Source organism: Arthrospira sp. PCC 8006 (assembly GCF_046480465.1).
Lineage (GTDB): Bacteria > Cyanobacteriota > Cyanobacteriia > Cyanobacteriales > Microcoleaceae > Limnospira > Limnospira platensis.
Genome location: NZ_PKGG01000310.1, coordinates 1 through 4,595, shown reverse-complemented (window position 1 = coordinate 4,595; position 4,595 = coordinate 1). Strand labels below are relative to the sequence as shown.

The following is a 4,595-nucleotide window of genomic DNA, read 5'->3' as shown; positions in this document are numbered from 1 at the left end:
ATCATCACAATTACTGATTTTGACTCCCTTCATCAAGGACAATCTAAAAAAGCGATCGCTAAACAGTGGCGAGATACCATCTATCAAGAATTGTACCATTCCATCTCAGAACGCCGCGCCTTTCAACAGTATTTCTGGAATCGCAAACTTCCCTTTACCCTCCTATTTTTGGGGATAATCATCCTGAGTAGCTGGATATTATGGCAAGTCCAGAAAATCATTGACCGAGAAAATCAACGCATCCAAAATTTATCTCAAACCGCCACAGATATTATTGAAGCTGACCCCAACTATGACCCTAAAATCATACCTAAATCCCGGTTTAAATTTGGATTTAATCAGATTTGGAGTCGTTTACCCAATCTTTCTCCTAATCAACAAAAGCAAGTTATTCAATTCCTCCGGCAGGTAACTCAGTGGGGACAAATTTTTATTTGGTTAGGAGGATTAGCTTATCTTTTATATTACTATCCAGCTACCCGCGCTATAGGTGTAGCCCTAGGGGGAGTTCCCTTATCTTTGTTGGTTTATTATCTGATTGTCATTGCCGCCATTAAAATCAGTCATTTGTCCATTGAATATTCTTTGCAAGAATGGGTTAATCAATCTCTCTTTAAATATCCCAATTCTCAGCAAAGATTTCTGTCACGACAAATCACATATACGGCAGCCCTCAAAGGTTTGGCATCATTTACCAGTTACTTCATTGGTGTTGTATTAACCTTAAATACTATTCTCAGTTCCGTTTTTAATATTCAGATCAATGAAATTTTAACCGGGGTGGGGGTGATTGGTTTTGCCTTGACTTACATCTTTCAAAGCACTATTAAAGATGTCTTAAATGGCTGTCTAATTTTGTGGACTGATCAATATGCTGTCGGTGATGTAATTGCTGTGGAAAATAAAAGTGGTTTGGTTGAGTATATCAATCTTTATATTACCCAAATTCGCAATCTTGATGGCAATTTAATCACCATTCCTAATGGCAGTATTTCCCTTGTGGAAAACATGACCAAAAATTGGTCGCGAGTTAATTTTACTATTGAGGTAGCCTATGATTCCGATATCCGCAAAGCCATGGAGGTTATGAAACGGGTCGGAGAAGAAATGCTACAGGAACCCTATTGGCGGAATTTGATTTTAGAATTACCCCAAGTTTTGGGAGTTGATGCCGTGAGTCATCGGGGAATGTTAGTCCGCATTTGGATTACTACTCAACCTGTGAAACAGTGGGAAGTCGGTCGAGAGTTTCGGTGTCGGGTCAAAGAAGCCTTCGACCGTGAAGGGATTAAAATTGGCATTCCTCAGCAAACTTTGTGGCATCAAGGCTATCATCATTTATTAGACCAAAATGGTAATCATGGCGGTGAGTTTTCCTCTTCTGTCAATTGACACCGACAATTTGACCGCCAATTATCCTGCTGAAGTAAGATGCAGGAGGCTAGATTAGAACTAACAGTTCCCAAACAGCCTGTTATTTCTATGGGGTAGGAAATGCTCGGCCTGGTAGCTGTAGCGTGAATCCGTTAAACTACTGATACTGACCTGGGGATGGGGTACTGAGAACCCCCTAGTAGAGGAAAATTGATAACTAATGAAGTGTACTTGAGATTATTGTGTTAACTGAACTGAAACCGAAAATTTCTGAATTAGAAAATCTGGCGCGTGCCATTAGCTACGAACATCAGCGGTGTCTAGGAAGTCCCCAGACGGCGTTAGTTCCGGCTTACCATGCGGGAGTTTTATTGCTACAAGCACAAACCCAATTAACCTCAACCGACTGGGAAGGTTGGCTAGAGTCGATTGATATTTCTGCCCAAAGTGCTGACACTTATATGCAGATTGCTCGCACTTGGCCAGGATTTCTGGGTGGGGAAATAGGGATAGAGGCTGCTGATATTGACGAATATTCACTACAGCCCAAACCTTTGGAATTAGAAGCCCAGAAGGAAGTAGAACCCCCCATAGAGGAGGTAGAACCCCCCATAGAGGAGGTCAAGGACTATGATACCCCTATTGATGTAGAATTTACCCCGGTTCCTCCAGGGGAGGAAATACCACCCAAGAGGGAACTGATTAGCTTTGTACTTGAGGGGGCTGTGGTTCCGAAGGCGCGTCCCCGGGTTACCAGTAATGGGACTTATTTACCTCCTCGATATCGGGAGTGGCGGAACCGGGCGGAAGTTGAATTATATCGCCAGATATCAGAACGCAATTTAACCAACAGATTTCCCATCAGACGGGCGGCGGTGACTATCCGTTTGTTTGGTAATCATCGGACTAATTCTGATATTGATAATTTGGCTGGGGCTTGTTTAGATGCTTTGACTTTGCAAGGGGCGGGGGTTTTGATGGATGACCGCTTGAGTTGTTTACCTCAACTGAGGGTAGAATTTATTCCAGATCTCCCTAAAACGGGGGTTTGGATAGACATTGAACCTCTCAGGGATTAACAGTTAATTAGCGGTCAATTACTAGATAAATTGTGACTAATTTAAGTTGAGTTTAATCACCATTTTGGGATGTTTGACGACATCCATATATAACTTTTCGATCTGGCTGATATTCTCATCTAGGGTGTATTTTTCTAGCACCCTATTTCTAGCTTTTTGTCCTAAAATAGTTGCCATTTCAGGATGGTCTCTAAACACAGGTAATATAGTTTGGAGTTGAGTGCTAACGCCTTGGGTTTTTAAGACGACACCCGCGCCATTTTCTAAGACTTCACCATCAGCCCCAGCATCGGTGGCTATGCAGGCGATACCACAGGCCATTGCTTCTAGTAGAGATAGAGATAGTCCTTCTACTAAGGAGGGTAAAATAAACACATCGGAGCCGCGTAAAATTTCGATACGTTTATCTTCATCGCCGATAAAACCTGCCCAGATAATGCCGTCTTCTAAGCCATAAAAGCCTTGTAAGGAAGAGGCTAAGGGTCCATCTCCTACTAATAATAAGCGGCATTTTTCACCCATGCTGGCTTTTTTCCAGCCTTTTAACATGGCTTCGATATTTTTTTCGGTGGCGATGCGTCCTTGATAAACGAAAATCCGATCGCTTTGAAGTTGAGATTTCAGGTGGGAGGGTCCGGGGGAATATTTTTGTACATCCACGCCATTAGGAATGATGGCGACTTGGGGCGAGGTAACTCCGAGTTTAACGAGTAAATCTTTCTGAATTTGAGAGAAGACAATTACCCGGTCATAATTAGCCAGGAAGGGAGCATAAATCTGGTACATCAGATGCTGAGTCCCAGAAGTGAGGTTGCGGAGTTTGCGATCGAAAGGGGGGTGAAAGGTGGCTACTAAGGGTAAATTTAATTCTTCGCAAATTTCTGGGAGGAGGAAATCAAGGGGAGACAGGGTTAGGGAGGCATGAACCAGATCAGGCTTTAATGCTTGCAGAGACCGCATCAGTACCTTACTAGATTTGAGGGTAGGTATGGTGTAGATCTGAGACTTATAGAGGCAGGGAAGTGGCACTTCTTTGGTCCTCTGAGTGTCACCGAAAGAATCGCTATTAAACTGGAAATCTTGGGCTTGAATTTTCCAGTGCCCATTTTCTAGCGACCATTGTTCTCGACGTTCGGGGTGGGTGGTTTCTTGGGCAAAATGGATAAAGCTAACCTGATATCCCCGGTCAAGCAGCATATTGGTTACTTCCCGGGAGTAAGTGACGTTACCGCAAAATGGTGATTTTTTTCCAAGCCAAGCAATGTGCATTCAGATATGTTTGTATAATGGTGGTGTTTGGGGATGACTTTATCACGGAGTTTTGACAGTTGGCATCTGTACTGGGTACAATTTGAGTTCAAAATTTACCGAGTCCTCCCCAAATCATGCCTGAAAATATGCCCCAGGCTGAACCAATGCCGGCAGAAACGATAATGGCTCCTAATAATAGGGGGGTGCTGTTGTCTGAGGGGTTGGTTTGCAGCAATTGAGGAAATAGGGTAGATGCGATCGCCCCTAAAAAAGCGCCAGTAATTACTCCCAGGAAATTACCCCAAACCATACCGACCCAGGCTCCCCGTCGTCCGGCTAATCGTATAGCAGTGGGGAGGGGTGGTGCGCCGCCAATGCTGCCAAAAGTGGCACCAGATAGAATCCCCCCCAAGGCACCGATTCCGGCCGCGACAATGGCCGTGACAAAGAGGCGGGAGATAATTTCTGGGGTGGAGTTACCAGGCTGGTCTATTTCCATGGCGACCACAGCGATCGCCCCTAAAACACTACCGATGGCTGTACCCAAAAATGCTCCCCATATAGCACCTAGAACCATACCATTTTTACCATGTACACGGCCTTTGGGAACCGATAGAGGGGGTTTAAATAGGTTCCAGATGGTACCCCACACCATACCCATAAACGCCCCCCACAGAATCGCCTGACCAATGAGGGCATCTTGTTCTAAAGCCCCAAAAATGACTCCAGCTATGGCGGCGGCGATGAAGGTTCCACATAGACCCCCAATGATTACCGGGATTTTGCTGGGTCCGGTAATGGGTTCGGGTATGAATAACCCGGCGGTGGCACCGAAAAAACAGCCCCAAATGCTACCGACGATCATGGCTCCCAGTATGCCGCTGGTGGGTC

3 protein-coding genes and 1 pseudogene are annotated in these 4,595 nt (G+C 44.8%); 2 read left to right on the top strand and 2 right to left on the bottom strand.

Annotation, left to right across the window (positions count from 1 at the left end):
* On the top strand, window positions 1–1,392 hold a 1,392-nt coding region (locus tag B9T16_RS26025; protein ID WP_410246117.1), incomplete at its 5' end, for a mechanosensitive ion channel family protein.
* A 224-nt stretch (window positions 1,393–1,616) separates the two neighbouring features.
* The gene (locus B9T16_RS26020) at window positions 1,617–2,453 is read left to right on the top strand and encodes a RusA family crossover junction endodeoxyribonuclease (protein ID WP_410223239.1); all 837 of its coding nucleotides are present in this window, start codon (window positions 1,617–1,619) and stop codon (window positions 2,451–2,453) included.
* A 36-nt stretch (window positions 2,454–2,489) separates the two neighbouring features.
* On the opposite strand, the gene B9T16_RS26015 is transcribed toward B9T16_RS26020, so the two are convergent.
* Entirely contained in the window at window positions 2,490–3,722 is a 1,233-nt protein-coding gene (locus B9T16_RS26015) for a glycosyltransferase family 4 protein (RefSeq protein WP_014275047.1), read from the bottom strand.
* 88 nt (window positions 3,723–3,810) lie between these two features.
* Window positions 3,811–4,595, bottom strand: a pseudogene (locus B9T16_RS26010) (DNA-binding protein); the annotation flags it as partial.